18 protein-coding genes and 1 other annotated feature are annotated in these 17,276 nt (G+C 38.9%); of the genes, 13 read left to right on the top strand and 5 right to left on the bottom strand.

Features of this window, described 5'->3' with window-relative positions; genetic code table 11:
* Positions 1 to 5 precede the first annotated feature (5 nt).
* Both NSQ54_10030 and NSQ54_10025 read left to right on the top strand, forming a co-directional pair.
* The gene (locus tag NSQ54_10030; GenBank protein ID WYP28411.1) at positions 6 to 1,037 is read left to right on the top strand and encodes an LLM class flavin-dependent oxidoreductase; all 1,032 of its coding nucleotides are present in this window, start codon (positions 6 to 8) and stop codon (positions 1,035 to 1,037) included.
* Positions 1,038 to 1,092: 55 nt separating this feature from the next.
* Entirely contained in the window at positions 1,093 to 2,094 is a 1,002-nt protein-coding gene (locus tag NSQ54_10025; GenBank protein ID WYP28410.1) for an LLM class flavin-dependent oxidoreductase, read from the top strand.
* Here NSQ54_10025 and NSQ54_10020 read toward each other — a convergent pair.
* The 4 genes from NSQ54_10020 to NSQ54_10005 are packed head-to-tail and all read right to left on the bottom strand — an operon-like array spanning position 2,086 to position 6,105.
* Positions 2,086 to 2,388: a hypothetical protein gene (locus NSQ54_10020; protein WYP28409.1), complete on the bottom strand. Its 303-nt coding sequence runs from the start codon at positions 2,386 to 2,388 to the stop codon at positions 2,086 to 2,088. The genes NSQ54_10025 and NSQ54_10020 overlap by 9 nt on opposite strands.
* Before the next feature lie 38 nt (positions 2,389 to 2,426).
* Entirely contained in the window at positions 2,427 to 3,569 is a 1,143-nt protein-coding gene (locus tag NSQ54_10015; GenBank protein WYP28408.1) for a Ger(x)C family spore germination protein, read from the bottom strand.
* Positions 3,566 to 4,660 carry a GerAB/ArcD/ProY family transporter gene (locus NSQ54_10010; GenBank protein ID WYP28407.1) on the bottom strand — a complete coding sequence of 365 codons (1,095 nt, stop codon included), beginning with the start codon at positions 4,658 to 4,660 and terminating at the stop codon, positions 3,566 to 3,568. The genes NSQ54_10015 and NSQ54_10010 overlap by 4 nt, the downstream gene beginning before the upstream one ends.
* Before the next feature lie 14 nt (positions 4,661 to 4,674).
* The gene (locus NSQ54_10005) at positions 4,675 to 6,105 is read right to left on the bottom strand and encodes a spore germination protein (protein ID WYP28406.1); all 1,431 of its coding nucleotides are present in this window, start codon (positions 6,103 to 6,105) and stop codon (positions 4,675 to 4,677) included.
* A gap of 180 nt (positions 6,106 to 6,285) precedes the next feature.
* Between NSQ54_10005 and htpG the strand changes: the two genes are divergently transcribed.
* The 5 genes from htpG to crtI all read left to right on the top strand — a co-directional run bounded on the left by htpG (position 6,286) and on the right by crtI (position 11,329).
* The gene (gene htpG, locus NSQ54_10000) at positions 6,286 to 8,166 is read left to right on the top strand and encodes a molecular chaperone HtpG (protein ID WYP28405.1); all 1,881 of its coding nucleotides are present in this window, start codon (positions 6,286 to 6,288) and stop codon (positions 8,164 to 8,166) included.
* 149 nt (positions 8,167 to 8,315) lie between these two features.
* Entirely contained in the window at positions 8,316 to 8,585 is a 270-nt protein-coding gene (locus tag NSQ54_09995) for an autorepressor SdpR family transcription factor (protein WYP28404.1), read from the top strand.
* 1 nt (position 8,586) lies between these two features.
* Complete coding sequence (locus NSQ54_09990; protein WYP28403.1) at positions 8,587 to 9,225, top strand: SdpI family protein; 639 nt, start codon at positions 8,587 to 8,589, stop codon at positions 9,223 to 9,225.
* A gap of 200 nt (positions 9,226 to 9,425) precedes the next feature.
* Positions 9,426 to 9,803 (top strand): isoprenylcysteine carboxylmethyltransferase family protein, encoded by a 378-nt coding sequence (locus NSQ54_09985; protein ID WYP28402.1) that lies wholly within the window; start codon positions 9,426 to 9,428, stop codon positions 9,801 to 9,803.
* A gap of 20 nt (positions 9,804 to 9,823) precedes the next feature.
* Positions 9,824 to 11,329: a phytoene desaturase family protein gene (gene crtI / locus NSQ54_09980; protein ID WYP28401.1), complete on the top strand. Its 1,506-nt coding sequence runs from the start codon at positions 9,824 to 9,826 to the stop codon at positions 11,327 to 11,329.
* 41 nt (positions 11,330 to 11,370) lie between these two features.
* Here crtI and NSQ54_09975 read toward each other — a convergent pair whose 3' ends face one another.
* Complete coding sequence (locus NSQ54_09975) at positions 11,371 to 11,664, bottom strand: hypothetical protein (protein WYP28400.1); 294 nt, start codon at positions 11,662 to 11,664, stop codon at positions 11,371 to 11,373.
* A 172-nt stretch (positions 11,665 to 11,836) separates the two neighbouring features.
* On the opposite strand from NSQ54_09975, the gene NSQ54_09970 reads away from it, so the two are divergent.
* The 6 genes from NSQ54_09970 to NSQ54_09945 all read left to right on the top strand — a co-directional run bounded on the left by NSQ54_09970 (position 11,837) and on the right by NSQ54_09945 (position 17,105).
* Positions 11,837 to 12,556 carry a YebC/PmpR family DNA-binding transcriptional regulator gene (locus tag NSQ54_09970; protein WYP28399.1) on the top strand — a complete coding sequence of 240 codons (720 nt, stop codon included), beginning with the start codon at positions 11,837 to 11,839 and terminating at the stop codon, positions 12,554 to 12,556.
* Between the two features lie 6 nt (positions 12,557 to 12,562).
* Positions 12,563 to 12,814: a binding site (T-box leader), on the top strand.
* Between the two features lie 96 nt (positions 12,815 to 12,910).
* Positions 12,911 to 13,897 (top strand): tryptophan--tRNA ligase, encoded by a 987-nt coding sequence (trpS, locus tag NSQ54_09965; protein ID WYP28398.1) that lies wholly within the window; start codon positions 12,911 to 12,913, stop codon positions 13,895 to 13,897.
* A gap of 184 nt (positions 13,898 to 14,081) precedes the next feature.
* Complete coding sequence (locus NSQ54_09960; protein ID WYP28397.1) at positions 14,082 to 15,380, top strand: extracellular solute-binding protein; 1,299 nt, start codon at positions 14,082 to 14,084, stop codon at positions 15,378 to 15,380.
* On the top strand, positions 15,373 to 16,287 hold the full coding sequence (locus tag NSQ54_09955; protein WYP28396.1) for a sugar ABC transporter permease: 915 nt from the start codon (positions 15,373 to 15,375) through the stop codon (positions 16,285 to 16,287). The genes NSQ54_09960 and NSQ54_09955 overlap by 8 nt, the downstream gene beginning before the upstream one ends.
* On the top strand, positions 16,287 to 16,484 hold the full coding sequence (locus NSQ54_09950; GenBank protein WYP28395.1) for a hypothetical protein: 198 nt from the start codon (positions 16,287 to 16,289) through the stop codon (positions 16,482 to 16,484). Before NSQ54_09955 ends, NSQ54_09950 begins: the two co-directional genes overlap by 1 nt.
* Before the next feature lie 21 nt (positions 16,485 to 16,505).
* A complete protein-coding gene (locus NSQ54_09945) occupies positions 16,506 to 17,105 on the top strand; it encodes a carbohydrate ABC transporter permease (protein WYP28531.1) in 600 nt (199 codons plus the stop codon).
* The last annotated feature ends 171 nt before the right edge of the window (positions 17,106 to 17,276 follow it).

Here is a 17,276-nt window from a genome sequence, read left to right as displayed (position 1 = left end):
GGTAGATGAACAAAATGAACTTAACACACCCTCATGCAAAACGATATAAAGATACATTGATATCGGTGCTTGATTTAGCACCTATCACACAAGGATCAAATGCGTCAGAAACATTTAAACGAAGTCTTGATTTGGCTCAAAAGGTAGATGAGTGGGGCTTTAACCGTTATTGGTTAGCAGAGCATCACAATATGCCTGGTATTGGTTCTTCAGCTACATCCATTATCATTAATCATATTGCACAAGGGACGAATCAGATACGAGTTGGTTCTGGGGGTATTATGCTTCCTAACCATGCGCCACTTATGATCGCTGAACAGTTCGGAACGCTTGATGCACTTCATCCAGGACGAATTGATTTAGGTCTGGGTAGAGCGCCGGGAAGTGATCAGTTAACGGCTCGTGCCCTGCGTCGAACGTTATTTAGTAATGGAGATGACTTCCCAGAGCTAGTTGAAGAGCTGCAAGGCTACATGAGCGTGGAGGCTCAAACAGGAGTAAAGGCTTATCCGGGAGTGGGACAAGATGTACCGATTTGGTTGCTAGGTTCAAGCGGCTTTAGTGCAAGACTCGCCGCAGCGAAAGGACTGCCATTTTCGTTTGCTTCACACTTTGCACCTGATTATATGCATCAGGCGATTGATCTTTATCGCAGCCGCTTTGAACCTTCAGAAGCCTTGTCAAAACCACATGTCATGCTTGGAGTAAGTCTAGTTGCAGCAGACACAGATGAAGAAGCAGAATATCTTTCAACTTCTCGCAAACAACAAATGCTTGATTTAATGCGAGGAACACCAGGCCAATTCAAACCACCGGTGAAAAATCTTGCTGATCATTATTCTCCTGGCGAAATTGCTGCACTTGAGAGAAACCGTGGTGCAAGCTCTTATATGACAGGATCACCTGACACGATTAAACAAAATCTAAGTGATTTTATCGATGAAACGAAAGTAGATGAAATCATCATTTCTTCTGACACGTATGATCATGATGCACGTATTCGTTCACACGAGATTGTTGCAGAACTATTATCATAAAGAAAAAAAGCCATGGTGATGACCATGGCTTTTTCTATGAAAGGAGGTACGTAGCTTGAAATTAAGTATCTTAGATCAAGTTGTTCAATCAAGAGGTCAATCTCCGCAAGAGACAATCAAAGAGACTATTCAGCTCGCACAATTTGCTGAAAAATGGGGGTATCATCGTTATTGGGTAGCTGAACATCACGACCTACCAGGGCTAAGCTGTCCCGCACCAGATCTTATACTTAGTTTGATTGGTTCTAAGACGGACCGGATTCGTATCGGATCAGGTGCCGTTTTATTACCGAATTATAAACCGTATACGATTGCCGAACGTTATCACCTTCTTGCAACCCTCTACCCAGGAAGAGTGGACCTTGGAATGAGTCGTTCCCCAGGCGGTTCAGCTGAGGCTTCCGTAGCACTAACTGGTAACATGCTTGAAGCAATTTATCAAATGCCAGCAAAAGTAGAGGAGCTCTTACATTTCCTCTCTAATGATTTTCATGAGGACCATATGTATTCTACTTTACAAGCAGCACCTGTTCCGGACGTTTCGCCAATCCCATGGATACTTGGGACTAGTAAAAAGAGTGCTGAGCTTGCAGGATCCCTGGGTCTCCCTTATGCAGTTGGTCATTTCATGAACAAAGCATCAAGTATGGACGCTGTAAAAACATATCGTGATCACTTTCAAGCTTCCAAGTATTTAGATGAGCCTGAAGTGATTCTCGCTGTTTCAGTTATTTGTGCAGAGACGAATGAACAAGCAGAAGACTTAGCACGAAGTGGACACATATGGTCAATTGAACGCACATCGGGTAGAGGAAGCGTTGGATTACCTTCAGTTGATTATGCTAAACAGTATCCCTTAGATGACGGTGAAAAAGAAATGCTAACCCAATCACGAGAACAACAAATTATAGGAGATACTAAGACCGTTCGTGAGCAGCTTGAAGCAGTAGCTGACACGTTTCAAACAAATGAGTGTTTAGTATTAACGAATGTTCATTCATTCCATGAGCGAATGGCTTCATATCAGCGCCTTGCGTCTATCTTTGAGTTAACGTAAGTCTAAGTGATTGGCCACCTCAGACACATAATAAGCTAATTCATTTTGTTCAAACCAAGATAGAACGTCTAATAGTGAAGAAAGAGGAACCGGTTCCGCACTGGCCTTAGGTAAGGTTTGATCAATGGCATCTAAAAGCTGTTGATTTTTCGGTTGGTGTGGATATGCTTTTTCATAGATCGTAATTGGATCAAGCTCATGATTCACACACCATTGTGCATATAAAAGAATCATGAGCTTTTCTTCTTTTTTATACTTTTCAATGATAAAGGCTTCACGTTCTGATGGATTCAAATGGAATCAACTCCTCAAGCAATGTCGCCTTTATCATATCACATTTCATTTTTCATTTTTTTAGTAGAACCCTTGGTACCAAAATCCTCAACAGTGACTGAAACAGAAAAAGAGATATCCGCCTCACTGAAATAACGATTCCAATCCTTTTTATGTTTCTCCCAGAAATCTGGCTGCTGCACACGCATGTATTCTGAAAGAGTTGTCGCATCAGCTTTTATCTCCGTTTGTAACTTATGAATAAAATCAAGGACGCGATCCTCGATTTCATCTTCAATCGCTTTTTCTCGGTTTCTGCTGTAAGATTCAGTGAACGAATCCTCTTGCTCATTCCAATCCTCTGAGATTCTTCCAACGGTCTCTGAATGAACTGATATGAAGATCTGATCCTCTTTATACTCGGACTGGATCTTTACTTTAACCTTATCTAGAATTTCAAAAGCAAGAGGCATTCCATCCTTTTCAGTTGACACAACCCCTCCTTCAATGTCTCCAGTAAACCAATTTAACGTGGCAATGTCATCCAACGTCAATTCTTGTTTCAGAATCTGACCATCAACTATCACTCCACCTCCTGAGAGAGCAAGCTGTTGATTAATGACCTGTACATCCTGTAAAACGAAAGTTGCATTCTTTTGTAAATTTGAAGAGACTTTCCCCAGTGAGACAGCAGGTAAGATCTTAGTGGAACGCGAACGATTTTCGATTAAACTGTATAACTGATTCGAAGGTATTTCATCAGTGTCAGAAGTAGAGAATATGTCCTTTATCGATTCATCTGTAATAAACACATATAAGCTCCTACGCGTTTTGTCATCCTTCACTAATTGATTAATCACTTCATCTAGAGAATACTTCCTTAACACTTCTTTACGAATAAGCAAAATTCGCTGATGGTCACTGTAAACAGGGTCATCACGTAGAGCTAAATTTCGAATTGCACTATGTACCGTTTTTCCGGATGTATAGATGTTTTTAAAAGGGGATCCTTGAGAACTGTCTCCACCATTACTAGGTGGAACAATGATTTGATGAGCTAGTGCAATATTGTCGCTATCTTCTTCTAAATCAATGCCTACCCCTATAACAATTGAAATATCCTCTATACTTCTGCTATCCCAACAGCCTGTTAGAAGGGTAACAATGACCAATAAGGTAAATGTACCTCTAAATTTGTTCATGAAGTCACCTTCTTTTTAATACTAACTGTTAAAAAACAAACCAAGGGTAATCCAATTAAAAAAGCTAAACCCGTTCGATCTACAATGTTTGATAAAAGAACAATTTGGGAGGTGTCCTCTGGAATATACGCTATGAAAAGCGCCAAGATAACAACAGCAATACACGTATAAAATGGCCGAATCGAAAAGCGTTTTTTAGCTACATAGCAGCAGTTAAACATATTTATCGCGCATAGTGTGAAAAATTGAAGGATCCACGTAGACAATAATAACGAGTCCAATCGCTCAATAAATATTCCATGTATACTAAACGTTTGGATAAAAGAAATAGTTGGCCAAGTTAATGTCATCACCTCTTGATAACTTAAGGCTCCAACAACAATGATATATGTAATGGAGTAAAGAAGAGATGTGCTACCAATGGCGATTGTAGCCGCTCGCACTTTTTTCGTTTTAGCTGTGGTAAATGCTGTTAGCACTAACAAAGATTCAAGACCTAAATACGTTAAAGTCGTATTAAAGAAACCTTCATATAACGGTGTCAATCCATGGTGAAGCACAGGTCGTAAATTATTTATATTCACTTCTTCAAATCCAGAAAAGAATATAAAGATCACTACAGTGATACAGAAAGGCAGAAAAAAGACACACACCCTTATAAGTGTTGAGAATTCCTTGGTTGCTAGATATGCAGCAAGAAAGATAATGATAAAAACAACAAGCATTTGTGGTGTTTTTTCAAGTAAAAAGAAACGAACCATTTCACTCATTGCTACAGCTTCATACCCAATCAGTGAAGCAAAATATAAAACTAATAAGATACAGATTACTTTACTAATGAAAGAGCCAAATGCAAGCTCACTGTATTCGATAATATCTTTGACCTCATGCTTATAAAAAAAATAAAATAAAAGATACACGGCTATTAACACAACAAAACCTGACACAAGAAGAGATATCCATCCATCAGGAGAATTGATCACTGCTGTAAGATGCCTGGGAATAACAAGAAACCCAACACCTAACATACAATTGATTAAAAGAACGGTTAATTGAATAGTTGTTAGTGATTCGGTCTCTTGTTTTTCCACAGGCTATTCCTCCTTTATTGAGCAGATCTAATCTTTTTAGGTAAACGTAAAAACAAGTCTAAGAATTTTTTCCTTGAAATAGAAAACTGTAAAGAGAAGTAATGCGTTCCGAAGCTTTTTAAACTAGATAAGTGGATTGTTAACCAAATAAAGAAGCAAACTGTTCCAAATAATCCAAAGATCGCAGCTGAAATCATCGCACCAAATCGTAGCATCCTGAAAGAGAGGCCAAAACTGTATTGAGGTACAGTGAAGGAAGTAATCGTCGTAATGGCTATAATAATAACCATAAGAGAACTCACTATATTAGCTTCAACCGCTGCTTGACCAATAATAACTCCTCCAACAAGTCCTATTGTTTGTCCTAAGGGCGTTGGAAGTCTAATTCCTGCTTCTCTTAATAGCTCAATTGTAATCTCCATAATGATTGCCTCAATAAACGGAGGGAAGGGGATGTTTTGTCTTGTGCCAGCGATAGTAATTGCAAGTTCTGTTGGCAAAAGTCCCTGATTAAACGATACAAGAGAGATATAAAATGCAGAGAGAAATAATGTAATAAAAATAGATAAATACCTAAGAACTCGCACAAAACTGGCTGCAAGCCAGCGTTCATAATAATCATCTGGAGATTGAAGAAGCAAATCAAAGGTCGTTGGCATAATTAAAGCAAACGGAGAGCCATCGATAAACATGGCGACTCTTCCTTCATTTATTGCTGCAATTACACGGTCTGGTCGCTCAGTGTTTTGCATTTGTGGAAAAGGAGATAATGTATTGTCCTCAAGCAACTCCTCTAACATTCCCGAATCCTCTAAATTACTCGTTTTAATAGAAGACAAACGTTTCTTAACTTCTTTTAATAATTCATCACTTACTTGCTTTTGGTTGTATAAATATTGAACCAGCTTCTCATTGTTTTGTACGTCAATTTGATGATCTACTACGATGATGTTTTGATCTCGTGTAAGCTGACGAATCAAACCTACATTGTCAGTGATGCTCTCTATAAATGATAGCTTTGGTCCACGAATGACTTTTTCACTTGCAGAATCTTGAACACTTCTTTTTATATTGTTTGCCGTATCAAACACATAAACTTCAGCTGAGTTTTCAACAACTAATATCGATTTACCTTCAAAAATAAACTTTATGCAATCTGTAAGGTTGTACGTTGTTTGATAGGAATAGGTATCTAAGGATTTTAGAAGTACATCATCTTGAGATAGATCCTGGAATAGAGAAGGTGTTACTTTTTCGAGCTTTTGTATAAAGGTCATAAGTGTTGTGAAGTTCGTTCTAGACTTTAGAAAATAGAATGAACAGGTTTTATTTAACTCGATCATATAAAAATGTCGTTCGCCAAAATCTGATTGGTTAGCGAAAAACGTGTGGAGAACTTTTTTGTTATAGTCTGTATCTGTACTAAAATGAATCGTCTGATCCATGTTTTTCGCTCCTCTCAGTTAACGTAGGTGATAGTAGTTTGTTCTCGTTAAACAGTTTTATACTTATTGATTTGAAACGGTTGACGATACACGTTAAATGTGTAAAATGATAGTAGATTAGCACTCGTTATTGTCGAGTGCTAAAAGAAAAATCATTTCAAATAAGGATGTGTTTAAAAGATGGAGAAGAAGCAATTTCAAGCTGAATCCAAACGTCTATTAGAGATGATGATCAATTCGATCTACACGCAGAAAGAAATTTTTCTACGTGAATTAATTTCTAATTCAAGTGACGCCATTGATAAGTTGTACTATCGCGCCTTAACAGATGAAGCCATTTCCTTTGAGCAGGACCGGTATGCGATTCATATCTCAGCAGATAAAGAATCTCGCACTTTGACGTTAACCGACACGGGAATTGGTATGACGAAGGACGAGCTAGAAACAAATCTAGGAACAATCGCTAAAAGTGGTTCACTAGGTTTTAAAAAGACAAATGAAATGAAAGACGGTCATGACATTATCGGGCAGTTTGGCGTTGGATTCTATGCAGCATTTATGGTGGCTGATCAAGTAAGTGTCGTTAGTAAATCTGTAGACGCAGACCAAGCTTACAAATGGCAGTCTGACGGAAGTGATGGCTATACGATTGAAGAAGCAACGAAGGATGTAGCTGGAACAGAGATTACCCTACATATTAAAGAAAACACAGAGGATGAATCCTTTGATGAGTTTCTAGAAGAACATCGTATAAAGTCCATCGTTAAAAAGTATTCTGACTTTATACGCTATCCAATTAAAATGAACGTAACAACCTACAAGCCAAAAGAAAATGGCAATGAGGGAGAAACCGAAGAGGTTCAAGAAGAACAAGTAATTAATAGCATGGTGCCAATTTGGCGTAAGAATAAAAGCGAGCTCACAAAAGAAGACTATGAGCAATTTTATCAGGACAAGCGATACGGGTTTGATAAACCACTTGAGCATATTCATCTTAGTGTCGATGGTGCAGTTCGTTATCAATCCATCTTATTCATTCCTGAAAGTACACCATTTGATTTTTACTCAAAGGAATATGAAAAAGGACTTGAGCTCTATGCCAATGGTGTCTTGATTATGGAGAAGTGCGCAGATCTTCTACCAGATTTCTTTAGCTTTGTTAAAGGAATGGTTGATTCTGAAGATTTGTCATTAAATATCTCACGTGAAATGCTACAGCATGATCGTCAATTAAAACTAATTGCAAAAAACATTCAATCCAAAATTAAGTCCCAGCTTCAATCACTACTTAAAAACAACCGTGAAGCATATGAGACGTTCTACAAATCATTTGGACGTCAGCTTAAGTTTGGTGTCTATAATGAGTTTGGTGCTCATAAAAAAGTATTGGAAGACTTGTTATTATTCCACTCTTCAACTGAAAAAGGCTTAGTTTCTCTTTCAGAATACGTGTCTCGTATGAAAGAAGATCAAAGCGTCATTTACTACGCTACAGGTGAATCCATAGAGCGTATTGCAAAGCTGCCTCAAACAGAGTTAGTGGCTGACAAAGGCTACGAAATTCTATACTTTACTGAGGATGTAGATGAGTTTGCCATTAAAATGCTACAAAGCTATCAAGAAAAAGAGTTCCAGTCCGTTTCAAGTGCAGATCTAAAGCTTGATGAAGACGAAACGGAAGAATCAAAGGAAGCCCAAGATGCCAATAAAGACCTATTTGAAGAGATGAAATCCATCTTAGTAGGTAAGGTAAAAGATGTTCGTTTATCCAAACGCTTAAAAACACACCCAGTTATTTTAGCTGCAGAGGGTGAAGTGACGATTGAAATGGAAAAAGTCCTTCAAGCGATGCCAGATAATCAACATGTAAAAGCAGAAAAAGTACTTGAAATTAACCCGAATCACGATGTATTCAAGGCTTTGCAAAACGCTAAACAAACAGATCAAGAAAAGCTAAAGCTTTATACGAACCTTTTATTTAGCCAAGCTCTTCTTATTGAAGGTTTACCACTCGAAGATCCAGTGGAATTTACAAAAGATATGTGTAAGGTCATGGTTTAATCGATAGTAGCGAGGGACGTCCTGATGCAAGGACGTCTCTTTTTATATAAAAAAGGATGAAACTGTAATTAGATGATTGTTTAATTATCTAATTAAGATACACTATATTTAGACAGTTGTTTAATTATCTAATCAGAGGAGATAGACATGTGAATGATTTATTTAAAGCATTAAATGATGAGACAAGAAGGGAGATTATGAGTGTATTAAGTAGAGAGGGATGTTTAACCGCGACACAAATTGCCGATCATTTTAAGATGAGTAAACCAAGTATTTCTCATCACTTGCAGATTTTAAAGCAAGCAAACTTAGTGACGGCAGATAAGCAGGGTCAATTCATTTATCACACGTTAAACACAACGGTGCTACAGGATGTATTTACCTGGTTTTATCAATTTAAACCTAAGGGAGATGAGTAATGTGAAAGCGAACATGATTGGAATTCTACTAACTTTATCTGCAGTCATTTTAAGTATCGTTACGTATCCAAGACTTCCAGACCAGCTAGCCGTTCATTGGTCAGGTGAAGCCGTTACCGGAAGCTTACCTACTGAGACAGCATTATCTGTCATGCCAATGATGATGATTGTTCTTTTTATTCTCACAAAAGGACTTGCATATCTAACGACCAAGCAGACCAACAATGTAAGAACGGTTTCTCATGTGAAGATAGCTTTACTAGGGGGATTAATGAGTATTCTATTTGTGTGTCACTTGGTTATTATTCTAACAGGGCAGGGTATCTCCTTAGAAACAGAACTTATTTTTGGCATTGCACTTGGATTACTATTGATGATTCTTGGGAATATTATGCCTCAACTCAAACGTAATACGGTATTTGGAGCCAAAAACCAATATACGCTTAAAAACGATAAAGTATGGGCGATTGTTAATCGGTTTGCTGGAAAAGCTTTTTTCATATGTGGTTTGTTGATCGTCATTGGAGCGATCATCATTCCTTCCTATCAAGCAGTCCTCATTATTTCAACCGTACTTCTTGTAGCAATTATTGTTCAATTTTACTCACGTGCAACGTTTAAAAGAGTAACGTCAAACTAAATGATGAAAGGAATACCATGACGACGGACGAATGGATTTTTCTACTGTTGAATGTCATTTGGTTATTAGAGTTTATCCTTTTCAAAAATCCTCGAACAAAGGATAAATCACCTCGCCAAGAGCGAAAAAGCTTTTACTTTATCCTTTTCTCCATCCTCGTGACGATAGTCTTTTGTATAAGTTTACGTGAAGGGCAAGCGGTGCCTTTACCATCTTTAATCCTCACTTGGATCAGTTTATTTCTCTACGGGTCAGGTATTTTTCTCAGATACTGGTCAATGCTTGTGTTAAAGCAAGAATTTACAAGGCATGTCCACGTATCATCTAGCAAAACGCTTGTTGGCCATGGACCCTATCGATTCATACGTCATCCATTATATAGTGGGTTAATGCTATGTATGATAGGTATCTCGTTCTACCTTGCATTATGGATCGGATTAGCAGCAACCATTGTTCTAGTTTTTCCGTCCATTCTTTACCGGATCAAGCTTGAAGAAAAGATGCTTGAGCAAGTGCTTGGCAGTTCGTATGTTCATTGGAAAAATAAGCGGTGGATACTTTTGCCTTGGATCTACTAATGAAAAAGGGGTAGGGAAGAGTGAAGAAAAAAGTCATTGTAATTGGCGGAGGCATCGGTGGATTATCATCAGCTATATCACTTGCAGCAGAAGGCTATGATGTTCGATTATTTGAAGCAAATGAACGACTAGGTGGAAAATGTAACATCCGAAGTGGTTCAGGATTCACTTTTGACACAGGTCCGTCTATTTTAACGATGCCATGGACACTCGAACAGCTTTTTACACGCGCAGGGAAAAATCTTTCTGATTATCTGACAGTCAAACGAGTAGAGCCGCAGTGGCGTACATTTTTTGAAGACGGCGTTACAATCGACTTAGATGGAGATTTACCGAACATGCTAGAAGAGATTGAACGCATCTCTCCTGAAGATAAGTCAGGATTTCTTGATTATCTCCACTATAGTAGTCAGATTTATGAGCTGTGTACAAAAAGCTTTTACCAACGAAGCTTGTCTGGTCTAAAGGATCTGCGTACAAGTCATAGCTTCAAAGACTTACTGGCGATGGATCCGATGAAAAGTATGAATCAGGCAACAAAGAAGTTCATTCGTGAGCCTCACCTTCAACAAATTCTTGATTTCCTAGTTATGTATGTTGGCTCTTCGCCTTATCAAGCGCCGGCTGTTCTTTCACAGCTTGCATACGTTCAATTTGGCCTTGGTGTTCATTATGTTGAAGGCGGAATGTATAATATTATCCGAGCGATGCAAAACGTTCTTGAAGAGCTTAATGTTCGGGTGCAAACAAATACACGAGTGACTCAAGTGGTTGAGTCAAATGGTGTGGCAAAAGGTGTACAAATTGAAAATGGAGATGTCATCTATGGCGATATGATTATTTCCAACCTTGAAGTCATTCCAGCATATGAAACCCTTGTACCAGATTCAAATCAAGCGAAACAAGAAGTGAAAAAACTACAGTCATTTGAACCGAGTGTCTCAGGTTTGGTTCTATTACTTGGGATGGATCAAACATATCCGCAGCTTGCTCATCACAATTTCTTTTTCTCAAAAGATCCAAAGCTCGAGTTTAAACAAATCTTTGAAGAAAAAAGACCGGCAGATGATCCAACCATCTACATTGGGATATCGTCTAAATCAGATGCAACACACGCACCAGAGGGTAAGGAAAACCATTTCATTTTAACGCATGTACCACCACTCAAACCGGGTGATGATTGGTCTACGTTTAAAGATGAATATAGAGAAGTTGTCTTATCTAAGCTCGAGCGCAACGGACTTACAAACATCCGAGATCATATTGAGTTTGAATATACATTCACTCCAGATGATCTTCAACAGCTATATGGCTCGAATGGAGGCTCTATCTACGGCGTTGCAGCCAATAAGAAGACAAATGGAGGCTTTAAAATTCCAAGTCGTAGTCAGCTTCTTAAAAACCTGTACTTTGTAGGAGGGTCAACGCATCCAGGTGGAGGAGTACCAATGGTCACGCTTTCCGGACAACTGACTGCAGACCTTGTGCTTGAGGACGATAAGAAGCTCGGTAGAATTACGGGTTAAATGTATGAAAGGAACGCTCCGACACACTGGAGCGTTCCTTTTTAACATTCTTCTCTTTCTTCAATGGTTACAACCAACCCTCCGAACTTACCAGCTAGCCAGTTGTAGATAAGCGTCATTAGTGCAATGACACCCGCATATAAAGCGGTATACAAAAGCAGCATAAATAGCATAATGGGGATCGATATAAAGGCTGCTGCACCTTCTTGAAGTGCACCAATGATTATGGCAAATGCAAATACAATAACAATTAAAACGATTGGAATGAAATATAAATAGATTGTACTCTTAAGAACACTACCGATGCCGAATTTCTTAATTTCTACTTTTTTCATTATGGACCACTCCTCATAAACATCACTCAATTCTCTACCGACTATACCCTGATCATTCCAATGAAAAACAGCATTTTACAATGAACTTTATGATGACTCGTTAAAACCTTGTCAGAACCCTAAGAATTAGGATATGATTAAAAGTGAGTTTAAGGGAAAGCGAGTGTTCAATATGGGACGCAAATGGAATAATATAAAAGAGAAAAAAGCTTCAAAGGATGCAAATACAAGTCGAATTTACGCTAAGTTTGGTCGAGAAATTTATGTAGCTGCCAAACAAGGGGAACCCGATCCAGAATCAAACCAAGCCTTAAAGGTCGTTTTAGAGCGTGCGAAAACATATAACGTACCAAAAGCAATTATTGATCGTGCAATTGAAAAAGCAAAAGGCGGTTCAGATGAGAATTATGATGAACTTCGTTATGAAGGGTTTGGGCCAAATGGTTCAATGATCATTGTAGATACATTAACAAACAATGTGAATCGTACAGCATCTGATGTTCGTGCGGCTTTTGGTAAAAACGGTGGGAACATGGGTGTGAGTGGTTCTGTAGCTTACATGTTTGACGCCGCATCGGTAATCGGTGTTGAAGGTAAAACCGAGGATGACGTGCTTGAGCTAATGATGGAAGAAGATGTTGATGTAAAAGACATCGTAGCCGAGGATGAGACGGTGATCGTTTATGCAGAACCAGAACAATTTCACGCCGTACAAGAAGTCTTTAAAAACGCAGGAGTTAGCGAATTCTCTGTAGCTGAGTTAACGATGCTTGCACAAAACGATGTGGCTATCCCAGACGAATCAAAAGATCAATTTGAGAAACTAATCGATGCGCTTGAAGACCTAGAAGATGTTCAGCAAGTGTACCATAATGTTGATTTAAGCGAATAATCCATATAACAAACGTTGATGAAGAGTAAGTATACATGAGATGAGGTGTTTAGAGAGTTGGTGGCTGGTGTAAACCAATCTCCTCCTTGTGTAGAATGGGCTTCTTAGTTGCTATGTTGAACAGTTAGTAGATGTAGCCGGGTGTTTCGACCCGTTATCAATTTGAATCGTATCGAGAACTCATTTGATTTTTCCGTACGGTAGTGAATGGCTATTTGTCATTAAATAAGGTGGTACCACGGGAACCTCGTCCTTTTATAGGGCGGGGTTTTTTGTGTTTTTAAGGAGGTGATGCGATTGGATGATGATTGGTGGGTTGTGTATCAAATAAAATATAATATAGGAGGCAATATCATGAAGGAACGTTTATTGTCAGGAGATCGTGTCACTGGTAAGCTGCATCTTGGACATTATGTGGGAAGTTTAAAGAACCGTGTGGAGCTTCAAGGAACCTATGACTCCTTATTTATGCTTGCTGATGTTCAAGCACTAACTACTCATTACAAACATCCTGAAACCTTAAAAAAACACGTGGAACAAGTCACGCTAGACTATTTATCAGCAGGTATTGATCCAAACCGGTCTACTATTTTTATTCAATCACTTGTACCAGAAATTGCGGAACTAACAGCTTATTTCTCGATGTTTGTAACGGTTCAATCATTAAAACATAACCCAACCATAAAAGCTGAAGCCAAGGATAAAGGGTACAGAGACTTATATTACGGGTTTCTAGGTTATCCTATTAGTCAAACGGCTGATATAGCATTTTGTAAAGCTACAGTTGTGCCAGTAGGAGAAGATCAACTCCCGCATATGGAACAAACACGAAAAATCATGAGACGTTTTAATCAGCTTTATGCACCAGTCTTTACTGAACCTAAAGCAATTGTTGGGGATTGTGCAAGATTGATCGGACTCGATGGTGATAGTAAGATGAGCAAGAGTAAAGGAAACACAATTAATTTGGATTCATCCAAGCAAGAAGTGTATGATCAAATAAAAAAAGCACGGACGGATCCTGCCCGAGTCCGTAAATCTGATCTAGGACATCCAGACATTTGTCCAATCTATACTTATCATACTGTTTTTCGAAAAGATGAGTCAGATGTCATTTATGAAGGGTGTCAAAAAGGTCAGCTAGGTTGCGTTGAGTGTAAAGCGACGATTTCAGCAAATATTCATGCATTGCTTGAACCAATGCACGAACGAAGAGCCATGTATTTACAAAAACCTAACGATGTAAAAGAGATTGTGCAGGCAGGAACAAAGCGAGCACAATTACTTGCTAAAGGAACGATGAATGAAGTACGTGAAGCAATGATGTTACATTATTTTTAATTTTAAATCAAAGCGATTTCCCATTGGTGGATTCGCTTTTTTTTCTATTCGTTACACTTAATTCTTTCTAAAATATGAACCTCGAAAAGGGTTGTTCGTTGACGAATGAAAACGCATATGCTAATAATGGAAGCGTTATCAAATAGTATTTTAACTCGTTTCACGATCATAAGGGAGGGAGATTATGCGTCTTAAATGGCCTTTAAGTGCAGCGGTAGTCTTAGTTCTAACTGCAGGTTGTAGCGAAAATGAAAGTACAATTGAAACAGAGGAGGCAGCTGGTGAAATTACGGTTTGGGCTTGGAATTTAGAAGCCGATTATTTAATTGATCTTGTGCCAGAATTTGAAGATTTGTATCCCGACATTAAAGTAAATATTTTAAAGTTAAGTGGGGATCAGGTGTATCAACGCTTAACTACCGGTCTAGCAGCAGGAGTAGAAAGTCAGCTACCTGACCTTGTTCAGGTAGAGAATCAACGAATTGATTTATATATGGATAATTTTCAAGAGAGCTTCGTTAACCTATCAGATATGGGTTTTGATGAGCACCGTGATAAGTTCGTAGAAGGAAAGATCTCACCTCTTATTAATGACGAGGGCGGCGTTATGGCTTTCCCGAGAGACACGGGACCCATGGCGGTGTTTTACCGAGCAGATTTATTTGAAGACGCTGGAATCGATGCCAATGACATTGTTACCTGGGATGATTACATTGAAGCAGGTGAACAAATGTTAGAACGGACTGGTACATTGATGACAGGGATTCAACTAACTGGCGATACCCAATTTTATCGAGCGATGCTTCAACAACAAGACTTGTTTTATTTTGATCTAGATGGGCGGATCACAGCCAATACATATGCAGCCCTTAATGCAATGGAGAAATTAAAAGAAATGGATGAAGCAGGCTTATTCTTATACGCTTCAAATGGAGAAGAAGTGAATGCAGCTATTAAGAATGATGCTGTAGCTACAGTGATTAGTGGTTCATGGCAAAAAGGAATTATAGAAGATCAAATGCCTGAGCAAGAAGGGTTATGGAGAGTGATGAAGCTACCTGCTTTTGAGGAGGGAGGCTTAACTGCCGCAAACGACGGTGGCTCAAACCTTGCGATTACTTCCGTTTCATCAAACAAGGAAGCAGCGTATCTCTTTGGTGAATTCGCATCAGTTAATGTAGATAATCAAGTTCATGGTGCCTTATCGTACGGAGCGTATCCTGCATTAATCGAAGCGATCGATCGACCAGAATTTAAAGAGGGTGATGCCTTTTTTGGCGATCAGGAAGTGTTTACTCTGTTTGGTGAAGAAGCAATAGACCTGCCTGTTGTTAACTTTACAGATGATTACCTACGCGCACAAAATACGTTTAATGATGCGATTGGACGAGTGATCTTACAGGATGTCCCGATAGATGAAGCGCTTGAAACGGCGGCAAATCGATTGGAAGCGGCAACCGGACGGGAGGTAAGCGATGAGTAACACTGTAACCCCTAAAACAAAAGCACCTCAAACGTCTAAAGGAAAATCCACCAAAAACAAAGCAGGCCTGGCCCCTTATGTATTTATAGCGCCTGCGATTATACTCTTTTTACTTTTTACTGGCTATCCCATTGTGTATTCTCTTGTTTTAAGTTTTACGACAAATGTAGAAGGTGTAAACACATTTTCTGGATTTGAAAACTACATTCGATTGTTTAAGGATAGTTTATTTTACGAATCATTGTTTAACACGTTTATCATTCTCATTTTCCAAGTTCCAATTATGATCATGCTGGCCGTGATATTAGCCAATGTTCTACATAGTGGGATCCACCGATTTAAAGGTGTGCTGCGTGTCGCATTCTTCACACCAACGGTCACATCCCTTGTAGCGGCTGCTGTGATCTTTCTATTAATCTTGAATCAAGACTTTGGAATTTTGAATTTCATCCTGCAATCCATGGGGATCGATCGCATCCCTTGGTTAAATGACCCATTCTGGGCAAAGGTCTCACTTATTATGGTCACCATTTGGAGATGGACAGGGTATAACATGATTATTATTCTTGCAGGACTTCAAGTTATTCCGAAAGACTTGTATGAAGCTGCAAGTATTGATGGAGCGACGCCTTTAAGGAAGTTCTTCTCTATTACTCTTCCTCAGCTAAAGCCTGTTCTCCTATTTGCCTTTGTTATGTCGACGATTGGTACATTCCAGTTATTTGATGAAGCCTTCAACTTAACCGATGGTGGGCCAATTAATGCAACGACTACGGTTACAATGTACTTGTATGAGAATGGATTTGAGTACTTTGACTTTGGGTACGCTTCATCCATTGCTTACGTGGTTGTACTGATTATAGCTGTATTATCCTTTATCCAATTTAAACTGGCAGGTGATGATTAATGAGAGTACTTAGAGTCACAGCTAAATACCTTGTTATTGCAATCGGCTTATTCATCACACTTGGGCCATTTTATTGGATGGTGGTTGGGGCTACGAATTCATCCGGTTCCCTATTATCTGTGCCACCTAATTTAATCCCAGGCGATCAACTCGCAACAAACTTTCGTAACTTGATCGATAACATTGATATATTCTAAGCACTATGGAACTCAACAGTCATTACAGTAACATTTACTATTGTTGCTGGTCTGTTCAGCGCTGCGGCTGGATATGCCTTTGCAAAGTACGAATTTAAGGGGCGTAAAACATTATTTGCGATGCTGCTTGTGTCTATGATGATTCCATATCAGGCGTTAATCATTCCACAGTTTGAATTGTTCGCAAACATCGGAATCTTAAATTCATATAGTGCGATTATCTTGCCGCAGCTTGCCTATCCATTTGCTATCTTCTTAATGAGGCAGAGCATGAAGTCAATCCCAGATTCATTACTTGAATCTGCTCGAATTGATGGATGCGGGGAATACCGGATCTTTTTTCAAATTTCGCTGCCTATGATGCTGCCTGCTATCGGGGCTGTGTCAATCTTCCTTTTCACACATCAGTGGAATAATTTCTTATGGCCACTCGTTGCGATCGTAACAGAGGATATGTACACCTTACCGATCGTTTTATCCATCCTTGCTGGTCAAGATAATCTTGATTACGGACAACTGATGCTCGCAGCAGCGATTTCTGTACTCCCAATCTTTATTATGTTTTTATTCTTGCAACGATACTTTATCGCAGGAATTGCAAGTGGTGCTGTAAAAGAATAGAGTTTCTCGAAACCACCCTTAATCATATGATAGGGTGGTTTTTTGTCGAGATCACATCTCAAAAACTAGAGTGTCTAAGTAATTATATGTTCTTTATCATAAATCCCAACAATATGAATAAAGTTGTGGTTTACTAAGAATAATGGCCTATACAAGGGTTAATCAACGTAA

The organism is Alkalihalobacillus sp. FSL W8-0930, from assembly GCA_037965595.1.
In the GTDB taxonomy this organism is placed as follows: domain Bacteria; phylum Bacillota; class Bacilli; order Bacillales; family Bacillaceae_D; genus Alkalicoccobacillus.
This window is presented reverse-complemented; position numbering and strand designations above follow the sequence as displayed.

Coding starts and splice junctions, on each gene's coding strand:
- NSQ54_10030 (WYP28411.1), top strand. CDS start 6: ATGAACAAAATGAACTTAACACACCCTCATGCAAAACGATATAAAGAT.
- NSQ54_10015 (WYP28408.1), bottom strand. CDS start 3,569: ATGAACAAATTTAGAGGTACATTTACCTTATTGGTCATTGTTACCCTT.
- NSQ54_10005 (WYP28406.1), bottom strand. CDS start 6,105: ATGGATCAGACGATTCATTTTAGTACAGATACAGACTATAACAAAAAA.
- htpG (WYP28405.1), top strand. CDS start 6,286: ATGGAGAAGAAGCAATTTCAAGCTGAATCCAAACGTCTATTAGAGATG.
- NSQ54_09975 (WYP28400.1), bottom strand. CDS start 11,664: ATGAAAAAAGTAGAAATTAAGAAATTCGGCATCGGTAGTGTTCTTAAG.
- NSQ54_09970 (WYP28399.1), top strand. CDS start 11,837: ATGGGACGCAAATGGAATAATATAAAAGAGAAAAAAGCTTCAAAGGAT.
- trpS (WYP28398.1), top strand. CDS start 12,911: ATGAAGGAACGTTTATTGTCAGGAGATCGTGTCACTGGTAAGCTGCAT.
- NSQ54_09960 (WYP28397.1), top strand. CDS start 14,082: ATGCGTCTTAAATGGCCTTTAAGTGCAGCGGTAGTCTTAGTTCTAACT.
- NSQ54_09955 (WYP28396.1), top strand. CDS start 15,373: ATGAGTAACACTGTAACCCCTAAAACAAAAGCACCTCAAACGTCTAAA.
- NSQ54_09950 (WYP28395.1), top strand. CDS start 16,287: ATGAGAGTACTTAGAGTCACAGCTAAATACCTTGTTATTGCAATCGGC.